The sequence below is a fragment of the Vibrio sp. T9 genome, from assembly GCF_003123985.1.
GTDB classification, from domain to species: domain Bacteria; phylum Pseudomonadota; class Gammaproteobacteria; order Enterobacterales; family Vibrionaceae; genus Vibrio; species Vibrio diabolicus.
The window spans coordinates 1-294 of record NZ_NIGY01000188.1; the positions used below are offsets into that span (position 1 = coordinate 1).

Sequence of the window (294 nt, forward strand, 5' to 3'; positions counted from 1 at the left end):
CCGGACACTTCCACGGCGGCACCCCAGTAGCGACCGTACAGCGCATCGCCGCCGCGCAGGAACAGTGCCATGGCGACGATATCGTGGTCGTCGCGTGCCATCGCCACCTGCACCTTCGGGCCGAGCGTGCGGCCGAGGTACTGGAAGAAGCGCGCGGTGAGCGCGGCGTGGTTGCCCTTCATGTCGAAGGTGAGTTCGTAGAGCGCGTGGATCTGTCGCCACTCGGCATCGGAGAGTTCGTCGCCGCCGCGCATTTCCATGCGCAGGCCGGAGTCCATCGCGTGCGCGCGCTCC

The 294-nt window shown here is 68.0% G+C and carries 1 protein-coding gene; it reads right to left on the reverse strand.

The window, feature by feature from the left end; translation table 11 throughout:
* The coding region (locus CBX98_RS26035) for a peptidogalycan biosysnthesis protein (RefSeq protein ID WP_172606056.1) at positions 1 to 294 on the reverse strand (294 nt) is incomplete at both ends.